This is a genomic window from Thioalkalivibrio sp. ALE19, assembly GCF_000428605.1.
In the GTDB taxonomy this organism is placed as follows: domain Bacteria; phylum Pseudomonadota; class Gammaproteobacteria; order Ectothiorhodospirales; family Ectothiorhodospiraceae; genus Thioalkalivibrio.
Window position 1 is genome coordinate 80,311 of the sequence record NZ_AUAG01000009.1, and the last position, 17,513, is coordinate 97,823.

The window sequence follows — 17,513 nt, forward strand, 5'->3', positions numbered from 1 at the left end:
CCTCGGCCGGTTCTGCGTCCAGTCTTTCGTGGGGCTGCGAGTGGATCACGCGTGTCTCACGGGGCGCGCTTGTTCGCCCTCGGGGAATCCTGTTTACTCTTCCGCACTTTGCGACAGGGCCACCATGCGGCGGGAACCGGGATGACAGGGATCGGGAGTGCAGGAGGCAGGAATATCCTGCGGGCGCTGGTCGGGCTGGGCCTGACGGTGGTGATGGCCACGGATGCGGCGGCGGGGACTGACGCGGCGCGCGAGGCGGCGGTGGAGGCCGCGCGGGCCGGGGATGGCGCGGCGGCGATCGTCGAGCTCGAGCGGCTGCACCGCAGTGCCCCGGCGGATCCGGCGGTGCTGGCGGATCTGGTGGTGGTCCTGCGCAACGAGGGCGAGAACGAGCGCATCGTCGAACGGATGGAGGGCCGCGCGCCGGCCTCGCTGCCGAGCTATGCCCACATGAGCTGGGCGGGTGCGCTGCGCGACCAGGGGCGTTTTGCCGACGCGGCCGATGTCCTCGCCGATTCGCGCCATGCCATCGGTCCGCGGGCGCATTTGCTGTACGCGGCGGCGCTCGCCGAATCGGGCGATCCCGACCAGGCGCTGGAGGCCCTGCCGGCGCCGGGCACCCCCGGCCTGGACGCCGACGAGCATACTCTCATGGCCTACGTGCTGCGGATTGCGGGAGAGCCGCGCGCGGCCCTGCAAGCGGCGCGCCACGCGCTGGATGCCGAACCCGGGCTGGAAGATGCGCTGCGGCAGCGGATCCTGGCGCTGTCAGGGCTCGGGGCGGCGGGTTCGGCGCGGCGGCTGGCCGATGCGAATCCCGGCCTGATGTCCGCGGAGCTGCACGCCACGCTGGTCAATGATCACCTCGCGGCGCAGCTCCGCGAGGCGCTGCGGGAACGCCTCCGCCGGGAGCGTGCCGGGCAGATGGCACGGCGCGACGAGCCGGTGGAAGAGGTGCTGGAATCCCTGCAGGTGGCGCGCCTCGGAATGGATCCCGGAGGTACGGCTTTTCGGCGCAACACGCACGATCAGATCTTTGTGCTGCGCGAACTCGGCCGGCATGCCGAGGCGGTGGCCCTGTGGGAAGGCCTGGAGGATCGGGATGCCGCGCCGCCCTACGTGCGCCGCGCGGCCGCCGACGGGTATCTGGCGACCCGGGAGCCGGAGCGGGCCGGAGAGATGTACGCCGCCCTGATTGGGGAATCCGACAGCCCCGACGCCTCCCTGCTGACCAGCCGCTATTTCTCGCTGATCGAGGCCGAGGATTACGCCGCGGCCGCAGAGGTGCTGGAGCGGCTGGTGGATGAAACCCCGATCTGGCTGCGGGTCCCGGAGGAGCGTCCGGCCGACACCCCGAACTGGGAGCGCGTCGGGGTCGAGCAGCTGCAGGCGATGGACCGCGCCTACCGTAATCGCGCGGATCAGGCCGATGCCATGCTGGCCGAGCGGATCCGGCGGGCGCCGGCCAACGCCGACCTGCGCAATGCCCATGCACGCGTTCTGCGCTGGCGGGGCTGGCCGCGGGCTTCGGTCGAGGCCACGCAGCTGGCGGAGCTGGAGGCCCCCGAGGCGGCCGATACTCGTCTCAATCATGCCGCCAATGCGCGTGATCTGGGGGACTTTGCGCGCTGGGAACGGGAGCTGGAGACCCTGGAGCGGGACTTCCCGCGTAACTCCCGGGTGCGGACGCTGGCGCGTCAATGGGAGGACCGCCGTCGCCCGGCCATCCGCGGCGAGGTCGAGTACGGGCGGACCTCCGGACCGGACAACCAGACCGGATTGACCGGCGATCGCGACCTGCGCACCGAACTGCGTCTGGACTCGCCATGGAGTCGCCGCCACCACCTGCGGACCTTCGTGCTGCACCGAACCGAGCAGGGCGAGTACGGCGATCGCTGGCTGCGTCAGGATCGCGTCGGCGTGGGCCTGGAGTGGGAGGCCCTGCGGCGCAATGCCTGGGTGCGTCTGGATGCCGACCGGCAGGACAGCTCACAGATCGGTGTGGCCGCGGGCTGGTCGCACTGGCTGAACGATCACTGGAATTACAGTCTGGAGGTCGACTCGCGGTCGCTTCACACCCCACTGCGCGCCAGCGATGCCGGGCTGGACGGGGAGCGTCTGAACGGCTCGGTCTTCTGGCGTGCGAGCGAGCGCCTGTCGGCCTACGGCGGGCTGTCCCTGCTGCGGATCGATGACGGCAACCGCCGGGTGTCCGCGACCGCGGGTGCGACGCGCAGGCTGCATGCCTCTGCGCATCACGTGACCGAGGGCGGCGTGGACCTGTTTGCCGAGCGCAATTCGCAGCCCGGCGGGCCCTATTTCAATCCGCGCCACAGTGCCAGTGGTTCCCTGCGTCTGCAGCACGACTGGCTGACCTGGCGCGATTACGACCGGTCGCTGACCCAGGAATTCCGGGTGTCGGCGGGCATGGGTTATCAGGCGGATTTCGGCTCGGCGGCGATCGGCGATGCCGGTTATCACCACCGCTGGCAGCTGGGGCCGCGCTGGTCGCTGCATTACGGGGCCGGGGCCAGTAGCCGGGTCTACGACGGCGACCGCGAGCAGCGGTATTACCTGCAGGCCGGTTTCGAGGGGAGGTTCTGATGAAGCGCTGGATATCAGGTCTGGTCGGGTTGTGGCTGGGCCTGTCGGGAGTCGCCCTCGCGGGCTCGAACACCGGGATCCCCGGGGTGCCGGAGATCCCGGAGGGCCACTATTTCACCCTCGCCTACCACGATGTACGCGACGACGTGGAGCCGGAGATCGACGCGGACCCCTATGCGGTCAGCACGCAGCGGCTGGCGCGCTGGTTCGAATGGATGCAGGAGAACGACTGGAATCCGGTCTCGCTGGAAGATATCGAGGCGGCCGAACGGGGCAAGGCGTCGCTGCCGCAAAATGCCGTGCTGCTGATCTTCGATGACGGGCTGCGCAGCATGTATACGCATGTGTTCCCGCTGCTTGAGGAGTTCGATTACCCGGCGGTTTCCGCGATCACGACGAGCTGGCAGGAAGCGGCACGGGAAGGTCGCGAGGTGGATTACGACGGCGGGCGATTCTCCGATGTGGGGGAGGACTTTGCCGATCCCGACGACCCGCGCATCGTCGCGGCGGGCGGCGAGACGCTGTACGCCGATGATTTCTTCACCTGGGACGAAGCGCGCGAGATGCGTGATTCGGGACTGGTGGAGTTCGCCAGCCACTCCCATGACCTGCACCACGGGATCCTCGCCAATCCGCAGGGCAACACGCAGCCGGCCGCGGTGGTTCGTGAGTACGACCCGGAATCCGGCGCCTACGAATCGGAAGAGGCCTTCGAGCAGCGTATCCGCGAGGACCTGGAACGCAGCTCCCGGGTGCTGGAGGAGCGCCTCGGCGAGGCGCCCCGTGCGATCGTCTGGCCCTACGGGGCGGGCACCGAGGCGATCGAGGCGATCGCCGCGGAGGTCGGCATGCCGTATTCCTTTACCCTCGGCAGCCGGCTGTTCAGCCCCGTGGACCGGCGCGCGGATATTGGTCGGATGCTGATCATGGACGATCCCCTGCCTGCCGATATCCTCGCCGGCATCACCAACCGGCTGGATCCGCCCCGGGACTACCAGCGCGCCGTGCACGTGGACCTGGACTACATCCACGACCCCGACCCCGAACAGACCAACCGCAATCTGGGCCAGCTACTGGACCGGATCAAGGACATGCAGGTGCGCAGTGTCTACCTCCAGGCATTCGCCGATCCCGACGGGGACGGCAACGCCGATGCCCTGTATTTCCCCAACCGGCACCTTCCCGTACGTGACGACCTCTTCAATCGCGTCGCCTGGCAGCTGCGAACCCGCGCCGGGGTGGAGGTCTATGCCTGGATGCCGCTGCTGTCCTTTGACCTGCCCGACCGGGAACGGCAGGCCGGCCTGTCGGTGCGTTACTGGACCGCGGACGGGGAGATCGAGCGCTCCGATCGCGATTACCGGCGCATGAGCCCGTTCCTGCCGGAGAGCGCGGAGCTGGTCGGGGAGATCTACGAGGATCTCGGGCGCATGGCGCCCGGCATCCACGGGATCCTGATCCACGACGATGCCTATCTGGGCGACGACGAGGACGCCGCCGCCTGCCTGCCGGAGGCCCGCTGGCCGGGCAGCGACGACCCGATCCGCGAGTGCCGCCTGGAACCGCGCGACAGGACCCGCGCGCTGATCGAATTCGGCGCGGCCATGGTGGACCGTGCCGGACGCCACATCGCGGTCGGCAACGACCTCAGGGTGGCCCGCAACATGTATGCCCGGCCGGTGCTGGATCCGGATGCGGAGGCGCGCTTCGCCCAGGCCCTGGGGCCGTTCGTCGAGCATTACGATGAGGTGGCCCTGATGGCGATGCCCTACCTGGATGGTACCGACCTGCCCGAGGAGAAGTGGTTCGACCGGCTGTTCGAAGCGGTGGATGAACACCCGAAAGGTGTCGATCGCGTGGTGTTCGAGCTGCAGACGCGGAACTGGGAAGAAAACGAGTGGATTCCCACCCGGACCCTGGTGGACTGGATCGAGCAGCTCAAGCGCCGCGGGGCCGGTCATTTTGCCTACTACCCGGACGACCCCTTCAACGATCACCCCGAACTCGAGGTGATCCGCGAGGGCATGTCCCTGACCGGCTTCCCCTACTGACATGCCGGTGCGCGACGGGAAACGGGCGGTCGGTGCGTGTCGCGGTCGCCGATCAAGGATGACGGGAGTGCATGATGATCCGTGACGTAATGTTCGCGTTTGCCTTTTTCTACCCGCTGATCATGGCCTGGATGTGGATGTTCGGCGGGCTCTGGTACTACCTGCGCTGGGAACGGGGCAACCGTACGCCGCCACCGGTGAAGGGGGACCCGGGGGTCAGCATCATCATCCCCTGCTTCAACGAAGAGGCCCAGATCGGCGAGACCATCGCCTACGCCCTGGCCTCCGAATACCCGGACTTCGAGGTCATCGCGGTCAATGACGGCAGCAGCGACAACAGCCCCGCGATCCTTGACGAGCTGGCGCGCGAACACCCGCGCCTGCGGGTCATCCATCTGGCCTCCAATCAGGGCAAGGCCGTGGCCCTGCGCACCGGCGCCCTCGCCGCCCGTAACGAATACCTGGTGTGCATCGATGGCGACGCCCTGCTGCACCCGGAGGCGGTGCACTGGCTGGCGTTTCACCTGGCCTCGGGGCCCCGGGTCGGTGCGGTCACCGGCAACCCGCGTATCCTCAATCGCACCACCATGCTGGGCAAGCTGCAGGTGGGCGAGTTCTCCTCCATCATCGGTCTGATCAAGCGGGCGCAGCGGGTCTACGGGCGGGTCTTCACGGTTTCGGGTGTGATCGCCGGTTTCCGCCGGACCGCGCTTGACCGGGTCGGGTACTGGGCCCCCGACATGGTCACCGAGGACATCGATATCTCCTGGCGCCTGCAGATGGATCACTGGGACGTGCGCTACGAGGCCAACGCCCTGACCTATATCTACATGCCGGAGACCCTGCGTGGCCTGTGGAAGCAGCGCCTGCGCTGGGCCCAGGGCGGGATCGAGGCGCTGGTGCGTCATCTTCCGGAGCTGTTCATGTGGCGCCGGCGCCGTTTCTGGATGGTGGCGCTGGAATTCGGGGTCAGTGTTCTGTGGGCCTACGTGATCCTGTTCATCATGCTGCTGTACGTGGTCGGCCAGCTGGTACCCCTGCCGCCGCAGTGGCACATCGAGACCCTGCTGCCACAATGGAACGGGGTGATCCTGGGCGTGACCTGCCTGATCCAGTTCCTGGTGAGTCTCGCGATCGACCGCCACTATGAACCGCGCCGACGGTTCCTGCGAAACTATCTCTGGATCATCTGGTACCCGCTCGCGTTCTGGGTGCTGTCGGTGTTCACCACGGTGGCGGCTTTCCCGCGTGCGCTGTCGAAGCCGCGCGGCATGCGGGCTCGCTGGACCAGCCCGGACCGCGGCCTGCGGGCGGAAGCGTCGGGAGAGGACCGTGAGTGACGCAAGGCAGCGACCCCGGATTCCGGAGGTCCTCGATTTTCCCGAGCTGCGCACCGCCCGCCACCGGGGGCTGGGAGCGATGCTGGCTCTGGCTGGATGGGCGCTCTGGCTCTATCTGCTGACGCCGTTGCTGGCCCTGGGGGGCTGGGTGTTCGGGTTCGGGCGGTTCGAGGAATATGTCCTCGATGACCCGCTGCGTACGGCCTTCACGGTGCAGATCTACGTGCTGGTGGTGATCGTGGCCGGGGCCCTGTTCCTCGGCTGGGCGATCTACAACCTGGTCCGTTTCCGCGGACGTGAACGCCGCCGGGCGCCGCCGCCGGTGAATGCCGAGGGTCTGGCCCGCTCGTTCGGGCTCGATCCGTTCGCCGTGCAGCGGACACAGGGTGCCCGGGTCGGCGTGGTGCAGTTTGATGAGGACGGGCGGGTGCTGGATACCCGTCTCCTGGTGCCCTTGTCGGTGGAGAAGGCGGCCGGGCCCCCCGGTGCGCATTCGGAGTATTCGAGTGCTGCACTCGGTTTGTGGCCTGCCGCTGCCGGATGCCCTATACTTTCGCCTCTCGTGCGCGCCCGTGCGCCGCAGCTTTCGGGGCCGCGCCCGGATTCCAGGGGAAACCAAAATCAAGGCCGCATTCGGCCGGATCTCGGAGGGAGAGAAGTGGCGAATCAACCGATCAAGATGGATGCCGGGAACAAGGTGCTGTTGTTCATCTCGGCAATCGCGCTGGCGGGCGCGGTCATTTTCCTGGTGGCCCAGCTGGTCAACTGGCTCGGCCAGATGGGCACGGCGGAACGCACCACCATTACCGAGGAACAGCTGACGGAACGCCTGACTCCGGCGGGACGGGTCGAGGCCGGTCCGGTGGACGTGGCGGACGAGGAAGCGGCCGATCTGAGTCCGGGGGATATTTACCAGAATGTCTGCGCGGCGTGTCACGACACGGGGGCTTCGGGTGCGCCCATCGTGGACGACACCGACGAATGGTCCTCGCGCTTCAGTGACAAGGGCATGGATACCCTCTTTGATCACTCCATCAACGGCTTCAATGCGATGCCGGCGAAGGGCGGGGACCCGAGCCTGAGCGACGACGAGGTTCGCCAGGCGGTCGCCTACATGCTGGATCAGGCGGACGTGGATCACGGCTGGTCGCCGGACAACGGTGCCGCGGAGAACGGCAACGGTGAGGAAGCCGCGAGCGAGGAAGAAGAGGCCGCCGCCGAGGAGGAGGCCGCCGCGGAGGAAGCCGCCACGAATGGCAATGGTGAAACCGTCAACGGCATCGATCTGGCTGCGGGTGACGCCACGCGCGCCGAAAACCAGCTGTACGGCACGTGCGTCGCCTGCCACGGCGCCCGGGGCCAGGGCGTGGGCATCTTCCCGGCCATCGCCGGGAATACGGCGGAGTTCATTGCCGGTCGTCTGGTGGCGTACCGCGCCGGCGAGACCGTGGGGGATGACACCCACCTGATGGCGCCGAACGCGCGCAATCTGTCGGATCAGGACATTGCCGACCTGTCTGCCTATATCGCGACGTTCGACGAGTCCTGAAGCCGGGCTGCGAAAAGCCCCGCAAAGCCCCGCCACGAACGCGTCGTGGCGGGGCTTTCTTGTGTCTACTCCACGCGCCAGTGGTCCAGGGCGCGGAAGCTGAGGGCCTCGGTCAGCTGGGCGCGGCCGATGGTCGGTGCCCCGGCCAGGTCGGCGAGGCTGCGGGCCACGCGCAGGATCCGGTGGTAGGCCCGGGCCGACAGGCGAAAACGTTCCGCGGCGGCATCCAGCAGCGCCCGTTCTTCCTCGGGCAGGCTGGCGTGCTGCTGCAGGGCACGGCCTTCCAGCATCCGGTTCAGACAGCCCTGGCGTTCCAGCTGGAGCCGGCGCGCCGCGGCCACGCGGCGGGCGACCGTGGTGCTGTCTTCGGCGTCCGGGTCAGAGGTGTCGCGGCCGAGTTCCGCCGGCGGGATGCGCGGTACGTCGATCGCGAGGTCGATCCGGTCCAGCAGCGGCGCCGACAGCCGCTTGCGATGGCGCCCGCGCTGCTCCGGGGTGCACTGGCACGCGTTGCCCAGGTCACAGTCGAAGCCCTGCGGGCAGGGATTCATGGCGCCGACCAGCTGGAAATGCGCCGGGAATTCGGCCTGGTGGGCGGCGCGCGAGATGTGGATGATGCCGGTCTCCAGGGGCTCGCGCAGCACGTCCAGCACCCGCCGGTCGAACTCGGTCAGCTCGTCCAGGAACAGTACCCCGTTGTGGGCCAGCGAGATCTCTCCCGGGCGGGGCGTCCCGCCGCCCCCCACCAGGGCCACGCCCGAGGCCGTGTGGTGCGGCTGGCGGAACGGGCGGCTGCGCCAGTCCTCGTGCAGGTGCCGGGTGCCGCGCAGGCTGTGGATCGCGGCGGTTTCCAGGGCTTCAGCGTCATCCATGGGCGGCAGGAGCCCGGGCATGCGGGCGGCCAGCATGGACTTGCCGCTGCCCGGCGGTCCGACCATCAGCAGGTGATGCCCGCCGGCGGCGGCGATCTCCAGCGCGCGGCGTGCGCGATGCTGGCCGCGTACGTCGGCCAGATCGGGGTAGGCCGGTGGACACGCTGCCGGAGGTTCGGCGGCGGGCAGGGCGGGGCCACCGTTGAGGGCCGTGCAGACCTCGCCCAGGTGGCGCGCGGTTACGATGTCGGCACGTCCGGTCAGGGCGGCCTCGCGACCGTCATCGGGGCTCAGGACCAGTTGGTGCCGTGCCTCGCCGGCGGCCAGTCCGGCCGGCAGGGCGCCGCCCACCGGACGGATGTGCCCGTCGAGGCTCAGTTCGCCGAGGAATTCGCGGGTATCCAGGGCGCTCTGCGGGACCTGTTCACTGGCCGCCAGGATCCCCAGTGCAATCCCCAGATCGAAGCGCCCGCCCTCCTTGGGCAGGTCGGCGGGCGCCAGGTTGACGGTGATGCGCCGACGCGGAAATTCGAAGCCTGCGGTCTGAATGGCCGCGCGCACGCGGTCGCGGCTTTCGCGCACCGCGGCCTCGGGCAGGCCGACGATCTGGAACGCCGGCAGGCCGTTGGCCAGGTGGGTCTCGATGGTGACGGCCGGTGCGCGGATCCCGTCGGTCGCGCGCGCGGTGACAATGGCGATGGGCATCCCTGCCTCTCCCTGTTCGGGCCGGGCGTTCCGGGCCCGGCGGCAACTGGTTGGTGATGGCGCGGCCGCGGGCGGCGCCACATGCGGCGATCAGTTGTCGGAATCGGTGTCCTGCGGTCGGGCGGCCTGCTCGAGGGCTTCCACCCGGGCCTCCAGTTCGGCGAGGCGCTCGCGGGTGCGCTCCAGCAGGGCAACCTGGACGTCGAAGTCCTCGCGGGTCACCACGTCCATGCGCTCCAGACCGGCCTGCAGCGAGCTGCGCACCTGGCGGTGGACGTCTTCCTGCACGCTGCGCACCGATTCCGGCAGGCTTTCGGTGATGCGTCGGGCGAGGTCATCGAAATGTTTCGGGTCAAGCATGCCTGCGGTCTCCGGGTTTCGGTTCTTCCAGTCTAACGCGTTCCGGTGTCATTGCGAGGCCGAGCGGCCGCCATCCACCGGGATCACCTGGCCGGTGATGTAGGGGGACTCCAGCAGCAGGAAGCGCACGGTGCGGGCGATATCCGCCGGGTCGCCGGGCCGCTTGAGGGCCGTGCGCTCCACCATCGCCTCGTGGGGGGCGACGTTGGCCGGGTCTTCGGGACTGAGGATGGCCCCCGGTGCCACGCCGTTGACGCGCACCTCCGGACCCAGCTCGCGTGCCAGCGACTGGGTCAGGGCATGCAGCCCGGCCTTGGCCGCGGAATACACCGGATAGCCGCTCAGCGGTCGCAGGGCGTGGATGTCGACGATGTTCACCACCGCGCCGCCACTCGCCCGCAGGGCGGGGGTGCAGGCCTGGGTCAGGAACAGCGGGGCGCGCACGTTGGAGCCCATCAGGTCGTCCCATTGCGCCATGGTGATCTCGCCCACCGGCGTGGGGTAGAAGGTGGAGGCGTTGTTGACCAGGAAGTCCAGCCGGCCGCGCCAGGCATGCGCTTCCCGGGCCAGGGCCTCCGGGGCCTGCGGGTCGAGCAGGTCGGCCTGCAGCGGCCGGGCACTGTCGGGACGCCGGGCGTTCAGTTCGTCGGTCAGCGCTTCGGCATCGGCGCGCGAGCGCCGACAGTGCACGATGACGTCGAGTCCGGCGGCGTGCAGTTCGCGCGCGATGGCCGCGCCGATGCGCCGCGCGCCGCCGGTGATCAGGACCACGCGGCGTTCGCCGCCGTCCTCCGGGGGTTTCGGTGAATCCTTGCCTGGGGCACTCTCTGCCACTGCCAACTCCTTGCATGGAACGAATGACCAATGCCGCCGGCAGAATCTAGCACAGGCCCCGAGGACCCGGCCGCGAACCTTTCCGCGCGGCTGGTGGACTCCCTGCAACAGAGCATCCGCGAAGCCGGAGGGTTCCTGCCCTTCGTCGAATACATGGACCGGGCGCTTTATGCACCGGGTCTGGGATATTACGTCAACGGGGCGCACAAGCTGGGCACGGGCGGGGATTTCGTCACCGCGCCGGAGATCTCGCCGTTGTTCGGCGAGACCCTGGCGGCATGGCTGGCGCCGGTGCTGCAGCAGGACCTCGGCGGCGAGGGCGTGATCCTGGAATTCGGCGGAGGCACCGGGAGGCTGGCGGGCGACGTGCTGGCCACCCTGCGCGAGGCGGGCGTGCCGTGGGCGGGCTACTGGATCCTGGAGGTCAGTCCGGATCTGCGCGAGCGCCAGCGCGAGTATCTGCAGGCGGTGCTGCCGGCGGAAGACTTCGCGCGGGTGACCTGGCTGGATGCCCTGCCGGGCGAGCCCTGGCGCGGCGTAGTGCTGGCCAACGAGGTGCTGGATGCCCTGCCGGTGGAGCTGTTCCGCTGGCGCGACGGGGCGGTGGGGCAGATGGGCGTGTCCGCGGACGAGGGCGGCCTGGTGCTGGCCGAACGCCCGGCCCCGGAGCCGCTGCGCAGCGCGGTGTACGAGCTGCACGCGCGCTGCGGGCCGTGGCCCGAGGGTTACACCTCGGAGTGGCGTCCGGCCCAGAATGCCTGGGTCGCGGCCGCGGCGGAGCATCTGGAGCGCGGCGCGGTGGTGATCGTCGACTACGGCTTCCCGCGCGATGCCTTCTACGCCCCGGAGCGGCATCAGGGGACGCTGGTGGGCTACCACCGTCAGCAGATGGTGCTGGATCCGCTGGCGCAGCCGGGGCTGATGGATCTGACCGCCAGCGTGGATTTTACCGCGGTCGCGGAGGCGGCGGATGCCGCCGGGCTGGAGGTCGCGGTGTACGCCGCACAGGGCGAGTTCCTGCTGGCGGCCGGGCTGCCCGCGCGCTTCGATGCGCGGGTCGGCGACGCCAGTGACGCCGAGACCACTCTGCGCGCGGCGCAGGCGGTGCGCATGCTGACGCTGCCGGGGGAGATGGGCGAGCGCTTCCAGGTGATGGCCCTGACCCGCGACTGCCCGTCGCTGCCGCGGGCCGGCCTTCCCGACCGCCGGGGGCGGCTGTGACGGAGACACGGGACCGGTGGGGGCACTTTCCCGCCGGGGCGCCGCGGGGCATGATTCCCGGATGAACGTGCTCGGCATCGAAACCTCCTGCGACGAGACCGGCGTGGCGCTGATCAGCGAGCGCGAGGGTCTGCTCGCGCACCGGCTCTACAGCCAGACCGATCTGCACGCGGTCTACGGCGGCGTGGTGCCCGAGCTGGCCTCGCGCGACCATGTCCGGCGGCTGCTGCCGCTGGTGCGCGCGGTGCTGGACGAGGCCGGTATGCGCGGGGAAGAGCTGGATGCCATCGCCTACACCGGCGGGCCGGGGCTGCTGGGCGCGCTGCTCACCGGTGCCGCAGTGGCGCGTTCGCTCGCCTGGGGCTGGGGTGTCCCGGCCCTGCCGGTGCATCACCTCGAGGGGCATCTGCTGGCGCCGATGCTGGAGGGCGAGTTCGAGTTTCCCTTCCTGGTGCTGCTGGTGTCCGGCGGCCACACTCAGCTGATCCACGCGCGTGCCCTGGGCGACTATGAGCTGCTGGGCGAGAGCATCGACGATGCCGCCGGCGAGGCCTTCGACAAGACCGCCAAACTCCTGGGGCTGGGCTATCCGGGCGGGCCGGCGCTGGCGCGGCTGGCGGCCGACGGAGAGGCGGATGCGCTGCGCCTGCCGCGGCCGATGCTCGACCGGCCCGGTCTGGACATGAGCTTCTCCGGGCTGAAGACCGCGGTGCTGACGGCCGTGCGCAAGGGCGGACACGCCCCGGCGGATGTCGCGCGGGCGTTCGAGGAGGCGGTCAGCGAGACCCTGGTGGAGAAGACCCGGCGTGCGCTGAAGCAGAGCCGTGCGCCGGCGCTGGTGGTGGCCGGCGGGGTGGCCGCGAACGCGACCCTGCGCGCGGGTCTGGAGCGCATGGCGCGCGAGAGCGGTGTGCCGGTGCATTTTCCGCGGGCGGAATTCTGCACCGACAACGGAGCGATGATCGCGCTGGCCGGCCTGCGCCGGTTGCAGACCGGGCGCGCCGCCGAGGCGGTGGACGACGCCGGCAGCCCGGTCATCCATGCCCGGGCGCGCTGGCCGCTGGCGGAGCTGACCGGCTGAAGCCGGGCCGCAGCCGCCCTACGCGGAGCCGTCTTCTTCGGCGTCGTCTTCCCCGGAGGCGGGCTTTTTCTTCTCGCCGATGCGGGATTCCTCGCCGCGCATCAGCCGCCGGATGTTTTCGTCATGGCGGATGAACAGGATCAGGGCCATCACCGCGACCAGCGTGACGATCCAGAAATCCGGCTCGCCCGGGGCGAAGGCCAGGTACAGCGGCGCCGCGCCGGCGGCCACCAGCGCCGCCAGCGAGGAATAGCGCCAGATCGCCGCGACCGCCAGCCAGGTCAGCGCGCTCAGCAGGGCGACCAGCGGGTTCAGCGCCAGCAGGACGCCCAGCGCGGTGGCGACACCCTTGCCGCCCTGAAAGCGGTAGTACACTGGCAGGACGTGGCCGAGAAAGGCCGCCAGGCCCACGGCACCCGCGGCCCAGCCCGGCAGGTCCGTCCACTGCAGGACGATGAAGACCGGCAGCCAGCCCTTGGCCACGTCGCCCAGCAGGGTGATCAGGGCCGCCGTGCGTCCGCCGGTACGCAGCACGTTGGTGGCCCCGGGGTTGCGCGAGCCGCTGGTGCGCGGGTCGGGCAGCCGCAGCGCATGGCTGACCAGGATCGCGCTGGATACGGACCCGAGCAGATAGGCGAGGACGATGGCAATGGCGCTGAGCATGGTGGAGCGGTTCCGGTTGGCGGATGCGGGCCCATCATACGCAACGGGGCGTGGCCGGGGCAGGGGGCGCTCGTGAGCGACGGCAGCGCCCCCGCGCTGGTTCTGCTGCATGGCTGGGGATTCTCGGGCGCTGTCTGGGAGCCCGTGATCCGTGCGCTGCGGGCGCGGGGGTACGCGGGGAGGATCCATGCCCCGGACCTGCCCGGCCATGGCGCCGCCGGCGGCGGTGACGAGCTGGCCGATCCGGATGCCGTCGCCGCGCAGCTGGTGGCGGGGTTGCCCGACGATCTCGAGAGTCCCGTGTGGGCCGGCTGGTCGCTGGGCGCACTGCCCGCGCTGGCCGTCCGGGGCGCGCATGCGCGGGGACGCATCCTGGTGGCGGGAAGTCCGCGCTTCGTGCGCGCGGCGGACTGGCCGGAGGCAATGGATCCCCGCGAGCTGGACGGTTTTGCCCGTCTGCTCGGCGGCGACACCGGACGCCTGCGCCGCCAGTTTGCTGCGCTGTGCGCGCGGGGCGCGCAGGAGCCCGCCGCGCTCGCGCGTTCCCTGCGCGGCGGGCTGGAAGCGGCGGCGGCGCGACCCGAGGCCCTGGCGGCGGGGCTCGCCGCGCTGCGTGATGCGGACCGGCGTGGCGATCTGGGCGCCGGGTTGCCGCTGGCCACGCTGCTGGCCGAAGACGACGCCCTGATCCCGCCGGGTCTGGAACGGCATCTGGCGACCCGGGTGCCCGGGGCGCGCATCCGGCGGGTGCCCGGTCCGCACGCCCTGCCGCTGGCGGCGCCCGATACGGTCGCCGAATTCATCCATGCAACGCTGGCGGAGATCCCCGCATGAGCGACATCGACCCTTCCGGCTTCGAACTCGACAAGGCACGGGTGCGTGAAGGCTTTGCCCGCGCCGCTGCCGACTACGCAACGCACGCGGCAGTGCAGCGCGAGGTTCAGGGGCGCCTGCTCGAACGCCTGGACCTGATCCGCATGCAGCCGGAACGCGTGATCGATCTGGGCTGCGGGATCGGCGAATCGTTCGACGACCTGGCCCGCCGTTATCGCAGCGCCCGTCTGACCGGGGTCGACTTCGCGCCGCCCATGCTGCAGCGGGCCCGCCGGCGCGGGCGCTGGCTGCGGCGCCCGCGGGTGCTGTGTGCCGACATGGAGGCCCTGCCGCTGGCCGACGCCTCGCAGGATCTGGCGATCTCCAGCGCCGCACTGCAGTGGTGCAGCAGTCTGGATCGCGCGTTTGCCGAGGTCCGCCGGATCCTGGCGCCCGGTGGCCTGTGGATGTTCACCACCTTCGGCCCGGCCACCCTGAGCGAGCTGCGCGAGGCGTTCGCTGCGGTGGACGGCGGTGCGGCCGCCCACGTGAATGCCTTCATCGACATGCACGACATCGGCGATGCCCTGGTGCGCGCAGGCTTCGCCGACCCGGTGATGGATCAGGAAACCCTGACCCTGACCTATCCCGATCTCACCCGACTGATGCGCGATCTGCGGGGTGTGGGGGTGCGCAACGCCCTGGCCGGGCGTGGCCGCGGGCTTACCGGCCCCCGGCGCCTGGTGGCCGTGGCCGAGGCCTACGCCGAGCGATTCGGCGTGGAAGGCCGCCTGCCGGCGACCTGGGAGGTCGTGTACGGGCACGCCTGGGTGCCGGATGCGCCCCCGCCGCGCGCGCCGGAAGGGCGCACCATCCCGATTCGGCCGGTCTCCTGACGTCCGCCCCTCGCACTCCCTCGAAAATCCCGCGAAAAATCGCGGGTGCGTGATTTGCCTCAACACCGAGTGGAATCACTCGGTGCACTCTCGCGTCAGGGGTATCCGCCGGTGTATCCTTCAGCGGCCAGAAAGTTCCCCTGCTCTCGAACGAATGTCCGACTGCAGGGGGTGGTCTTGGTTTTTTTTGTCGACCGGTAATGGGGTAGAGTTCTGAGCCCCCGATCCATCGGGACCTTCGTGTTCCCCGCAGCAAGGTGGAAAAGTCATGTCACAAGCAGCCACTACCGCGGGTGCCGCACCCGCAGCGTCAGTCGCTTCAACCGAGCAGTACAATTACGCGATCGTCAAGAAGTTCGCGGTTGCCGCCGTCCTCTGGGGCGTGTTCGGCATGGCCGCCGGGGTCTGGATTGCCTCGCAGCTCGCGTGGCCGTTCCTGAACTTCGACATCGCGCAGATCACCTTCGGGCGCTTCCGCCCGGTGCACACCACGGCGGTGATCTTCGGCTTCGGGGGTAACGCCCTGTTCGCCACGTCCTATTACGTCGTTCAGCGCACCTGTCACGCGCGACTGTGGAACGACTCCCTGGCCAGTTTCACGTTCTATGGCTGGAACCTCGCGCTCATCCTGGGCGTGATCAGCTACATGGCCGGGATCACGCAGGGTCGCGAATACGCCGAGTTCAACTGGCAGATCGACCTGATCATCCTGGTGACCTGGGTGGTGTACTTCCTGGTCTTCACCATGACGCTGCTGCGCCGCAACCAGCCGCACATCTACGTGGCGAACTGGTTCTTCATGTCGTTCATCCTTGCGACCGCGCTGCTGCACATCTTCAACAACATCGAAGTGCCGGTGGGCCTGTTCAACCCGCAGTCCTACCCGATGTTCTCCGGTGTGCAGGACGCGATGCGTCAGTGGTGGTACGGCCATAACGCGGTGGGCTTCTTCCTGACGGCCGCGTTCCTCGGGATGATGTACTACTTCGTGCCGAAGCAGGCCGGCCGTCCGATCTACTCGTACAAGCTGTCGATCATCCACTTCTGGGCGCTGATCTTCCTGTACATGTGGGTGGGTGCGCACCACCTGCACTGGACGGCCCTGCCGGACTGGGTCTCCACCCTGGCGGCGACCTTCTCCATCCTGCTGCTGCTGCCGTCCTGGGGCGGCATGATCAACGGGATCATGACCCTGTCCGGTGCCTGGGACAAACTGCGCACCGACCCGATCATGCTGTTCCTGATCACCGCGCTGGCGTTCTACGGCATGTCGACCTTCGAGGGTCCGATGATGTCGCTGAAAAGCGTGAACGCGCTGTCCCACTACACCGACTGGACGGTGGGCCACGTGCACTCCGGTGCCCTGGGCTGGGTGGCGATGATCAGCTTCGGCTCGCTCTATCACCTGATCCCGCGGCTGTGGAACGTGAACCTCTTCAGCCTGAAGCTGGTGTACGTGCACTTCTTCCTCGCCACCGTCGGCATCGTGCTTTACATCACTGCGATGTGGGTGGCCGGTATCGGTCAGGGCCTGATGCTGCGCGCCTTCGACCAGTACGGGAACCTGGCCTACACCTTCACCGAGTCCGTGGTGTTCCTGCATCAGCCGTACGTGGTGCGTGCCATCGGCGGCGGTCTGTTCCTCCTGGGCATGGTGATCATGGCGTTCAACATCTTCATGACGGTTCGCACGGGCATCAAGGCGGAAGCCCGTGCCCGTCAGGAAGCCATCGAAGCCGAAGCCCGCACGGCCTGATCAGGGGAGAAGAGGAATCATGAAGCACGAAAGCGTAGAGACTAACGCCGGACTCCTGATCGTCCTGACTCTGGCCGTCATCAGTGTCGGCGGCCTGGTCGAGATCGTCCCGCTGTTCTACATCGACGACACCGTCGAAGAGGTGGATGGCGTCCGGCCCTATACCCCGCTGGAGCAGCGGGGGCGCGACATCTACATCCGGGAAGGCTGCTACGCCTGCCATTCGCAGATGGTGCGGCCCTTCCGTGACGAGATGCTGCGTTACGGCAATTACTCGCTGGCGGCCGAGTCGCAGTACGACTATCCGTTCCAGTGGGGGTCCAAGCGGACCGGCCCGGACCTTGCCCGGGTGGGCGGAAAGTACTCCAACGAGTGGCAGGTCCAGCACCTGATCGACCCGCAGTCGCTGGTGCCGGAATCCATCATGCCGGGTTACCCGTGGCTGGCGGAGACGCCTCTGGACATGTCCGACCTCGAGGACCGGATGATTGCCCTGAAGCGCGTGGGCGTTCCTTACTCCCTTACGGAAGAGGAGTACGAGCGTAACGTCGAGAAGTACGGCGAAGAACACGCCCGCATGTTCGACATCAACCGGGCGGAGGAAAACCTGATCGAGCAGGCCCAGGCCGAGAATTTTGACGGCAACAGCGCAACCATTACCGAAATGGACGCCATCGTTGCCTACATGCAGGTTCTGGGAACCATGGTCGATTTCAGTGAATACGATGACGGCCACTTTGCCGAATTCCGGTAAGCCGTCAGGGAGCT

At 69.0% G+C, this 17,513-nt stretch carries 14 protein-coding genes and 1 pseudogene; 11 read left to right on the top strand and 4 right to left on the bottom strand.

All coding sequences use genetic code 11. The annotated features are described in order from the left end of the window. Positions 1-141 precede the first annotated feature (141 nt). From pgaA to F787_RS17125, 5 genes and pseudogenes are all read left to right on the top strand, one after another. Entirely contained in the window at positions 142-2,604 is a 2,463-nt protein-coding gene (gene pgaA, locus F787_RS0104965) for a poly-beta-1,6 N-acetyl-D-glucosamine export porin PgaA (protein WP_051246017.1), read from the top strand. Beyond that, positions 2,604-4,655: a poly-beta-1,6-N-acetyl-D-glucosamine N-deacetylase PgaB gene (gene pgaB / locus F787_RS0104970; RefSeq protein ID WP_042805668.1), complete on the top strand. Its 2,052-nt coding sequence runs from the start codon at positions 2,604-2,606 to the stop codon at positions 4,653-4,655. The genes pgaA and pgaB overlap by 1 nt, the downstream gene beginning before the upstream one ends. A gap of 74 nt (positions 4,656-4,729) precedes the next feature. Further along, positions 4,730-5,995 carry a poly-beta-1,6-N-acetyl-D-glucosamine synthase gene (gene pgaC / locus F787_RS0104975; protein ID WP_028491477.1) on the top strand — a complete coding sequence of 422 codons (1,266 nt, stop codon included), beginning with the start codon at positions 4,730-4,732 and terminating at the stop codon, positions 5,993-5,995. Beyond that, a pseudogene (gene pgaD / locus F787_RS17120) lies at positions 5,988-6,419 on the top strand (poly-beta-1,6-N-acetyl-D-glucosamine biosynthesis protein PgaD); the annotation flags it as partial. The gene pgaC and the pseudogene pgaD, both read left to right, overlap by 8 nt. Positions 6,420-6,653: 234 nt before the next feature. Further along, positions 6,654-7,544, top strand: coding sequence for a c-type cytochrome (locus F787_RS17125; protein WP_018869071.1), 891 nt, complete (start codon positions 6,654-6,656; stop codon positions 7,542-7,544). Positions 7,545-7,609: 65 nt separating this feature from the next. Here the strand turns inward: F787_RS17125 and F787_RS0104985 are convergent, their stop codons facing one another. The 3 genes from F787_RS0104985 to F787_RS0104995 form a co-directional block, all read right to left on the bottom strand. Next, positions 7,610-9,121, bottom strand: coding sequence for a YifB family Mg chelatase-like AAA ATPase (locus tag F787_RS0104985; RefSeq protein ID WP_028491478.1), 1,512 nt, complete (start codon positions 9,119-9,121; stop codon positions 7,610-7,612). 90 nt (positions 9,122-9,211) lie between these two features. After that, positions 9,212-9,481: an accessory factor UbiK family protein gene (locus F787_RS0104990; protein ID WP_018869073.1), complete on the bottom strand. Its 270-nt coding sequence runs from the start codon at positions 9,479-9,481 to the stop codon at positions 9,212-9,214. Between the two features lie 48 nt (positions 9,482-9,529). Beyond that, a complete protein-coding gene (locus tag F787_RS0104995) occupies positions 9,530-10,252 on the bottom strand; it encodes a pteridine reductase (RefSeq protein WP_028491479.1) in 723 nt (240 codons plus the stop codon). Positions 10,253-10,345: 93 nt separating this feature from the next. Here F787_RS0104995 and F787_RS0105000 point away from each other — a divergent pair, with 93 nt between their 5' ends. Together F787_RS0105000 and tsaD are read left to right on the top strand one after the other, a co-directional pair. After that, the gene (locus tag F787_RS0105000) at positions 10,346-11,536 is read left to right on the top strand and encodes a class I SAM-dependent methyltransferase (RefSeq protein WP_028491480.1); all 1,191 of its coding nucleotides are present in this window, start codon (positions 10,346-10,348) and stop codon (positions 11,534-11,536) included. A 61-nt stretch (positions 11,537-11,597) separates the two neighbouring features. Next, the gene (tsaD, locus tag F787_RS0105005) at positions 11,598-12,617 is read left to right on the top strand and encodes a tRNA (adenosine(37)-N6)-threonylcarbamoyltransferase complex transferase subunit TsaD (protein WP_028491481.1); all 1,020 of its coding nucleotides are present in this window, start codon (positions 11,598-11,600) and stop codon (positions 12,615-12,617) included. An 18-nt stretch (positions 12,618-12,635) separates the two neighbouring features. Here the strand turns inward: tsaD and plsY are convergent, their stop codons facing one another. Next, on the bottom strand, positions 12,636-13,280 hold the full coding sequence (gene plsY / locus F787_RS0105010; RefSeq protein WP_019570131.1) for a glycerol-3-phosphate 1-O-acyltransferase PlsY: 645 nt from the start codon (positions 13,278-13,280) through the stop codon (positions 12,636-12,638). A 72-nt stretch (positions 13,281-13,352) separates the two neighbouring features. Between plsY and F787_RS0105015 the strand changes: the two genes are divergently transcribed. The 4 genes from F787_RS0105015 (at position 13,353) to ccoO (ending at position 17,499) form a co-directional block, all read left to right on the top strand. After that, positions 13,353-14,114 (top strand): alpha/beta fold hydrolase, encoded by a 762-nt coding sequence (locus F787_RS0105015; protein WP_028491482.1) that lies wholly within the window; start codon positions 13,353-13,355, stop codon positions 14,112-14,114. Beyond that, a complete protein-coding gene (gene bioC, locus F787_RS0105020; RefSeq protein WP_028491483.1) occupies positions 14,111-14,989 on the top strand; it encodes a malonyl-ACP O-methyltransferase BioC in 879 nt (292 codons plus the stop codon). The genes F787_RS0105015 and bioC overlap by 4 nt, the downstream gene beginning before the upstream one ends. Positions 14,990-15,257: 268 nt before the next feature. Continuing rightward, complete coding sequence (ccoN, locus tag F787_RS0105025) at positions 15,258-16,745, top strand: cytochrome-c oxidase, cbb3-type subunit I (RefSeq protein ID WP_019570134.1); 1,488 nt, start codon at positions 15,258-15,260, stop codon at positions 16,743-16,745. A 19-nt stretch (positions 16,746-16,764) separates the two neighbouring features. Next, on the top strand, positions 16,765-17,499 hold the full coding sequence (gene ccoO / locus F787_RS0105030; protein ID WP_018947084.1) for a cytochrome-c oxidase, cbb3-type subunit II: 735 nt from the start codon (positions 16,765-16,767) through the stop codon (positions 17,497-17,499). Positions 17,500-17,513: the final 14 nt, after the last annotated feature.

What these genes read in the sequence shown, in the direction of transcription:
- pgaA (WP_051246017.1), top strand. Translation starts at nt 142, where the DNA reads ATGACAGGGATCGGGAGTGCAGGAGGCAGGAATATCCTGCGGGCGCTG.
- pgaB (WP_042805668.1), top strand. Translation starts at nt 2,604, where the DNA reads ATGAAGCGCTGGATATCAGGTCTGGTCGGGTTGTGGCTGGGCCTGTCG.
- pgaC (WP_028491477.1), top strand. Translation starts at nt 4,730, where the DNA reads ATGATCCGTGACGTAATGTTCGCGTTTGCCTTTTTCTACCCGCTGATC.
- F787_RS0104985 (WP_028491478.1), bottom strand. Translation starts at nt 9,121, where the DNA reads ATGCCCATCGCCATTGTCACCGCGCGCGCGACCGACGGGATCCGCGCA.
- F787_RS0104990 (WP_018869073.1), bottom strand. Translation starts at nt 9,481, where the DNA reads ATGCTTGACCCGAAACATTTCGATGACCTCGCCCGACGCATCACCGAA.
- F787_RS0105000 (WP_028491480.1), top strand. Translation starts at nt 10,346, where the DNA reads ATGCCGCCGGCAGAATCTAGCACAGGCCCCGAGGACCCGGCCGCGAAC.
- tsaD (WP_028491481.1), top strand. Translation starts at nt 11,598, where the DNA reads ATGAACGTGCTCGGCATCGAAACCTCCTGCGACGAGACCGGCGTGGCG.
- plsY (WP_019570131.1), bottom strand. Translation starts at nt 13,280, where the DNA reads ATGCTCAGCGCCATTGCCATCGTCCTCGCCTATCTGCTCGGGTCCGTA.
- bioC (WP_028491483.1), top strand. Translation starts at nt 14,111, where the DNA reads ATGAGCGACATCGACCCTTCCGGCTTCGAACTCGACAAGGCACGGGTG.
- ccoN (WP_019570134.1), top strand. Translation starts at nt 15,258, where the DNA reads ATGTCACAAGCAGCCACTACCGCGGGTGCCGCACCCGCAGCGTCAGTC.
- ccoO (WP_018947084.1), top strand. Translation starts at nt 16,765, where the DNA reads ATGAAGCACGAAAGCGTAGAGACTAACGCCGGACTCCTGATCGTCCTG.